We start from the raw sequence: 457 nt of genomic DNA on the forward strand, positions 1-457 counted from the left end.
CGGCGACCCGGGTGTGCGCAAGGTGGCGGACGATCCGGTCCTGTCGGCGGAACTACTGATGTTGTTTCGCATGATCTTGGCCGACGGGTCTGTCAGCGAGAGCGAGATGGTTGTCTTCCGGCGCATCTGCAAGGACGCCTTCGGCATTGCGGAAAGCAGTATCGACAGCGTCATCGAATATCTCAACGAGTTCGGCTACGAGACCAACGGCTCGCAGGCGATTGCACTGTTCCGCGACCTCGATGTCGAGCGGCGCCGGCAATTGGCCAAACATATGGCGGAGATCGCCAAGGCGGATTCGCAACTTGCCGAGAGCGAGATGCGCCTTCTGCGCCGCACGCTCGACCTGCTCGACATCAGCCCGGTCGATGTGGTGAAGCCGCAGGAGTGATTGGGCCGCCTTCTCTCCTGATCAGCCTTGCTCTCGCAGCCGCTTCGCGATTGCCCGGTGCAAGTC

Annotated in this window: 1 protein-coding gene; it reads left to right on the forward strand. The window is 61.7% G+C overall.

The window, feature by feature from the left end; all coding sequences use genetic code 11:
- Nucleotides 1-391: TerB family tellurite resistance protein (locus EOC06_RS33840; protein WP_245470310.1), on the forward strand; the 391-nt coding region annotated here is incomplete at its 5' end.
- Nucleotides 392-457 lie beyond the last annotated feature (66 nt).

This window comes from Mesorhizobium sp. M7A.F.Ca.MR.362.00.0.0, assembly GCF_004023175.1.
Taxonomy (GTDB): domain Bacteria; phylum Pseudomonadota; class Alphaproteobacteria; order Rhizobiales; family Rhizobiaceae; genus Mesorhizobium.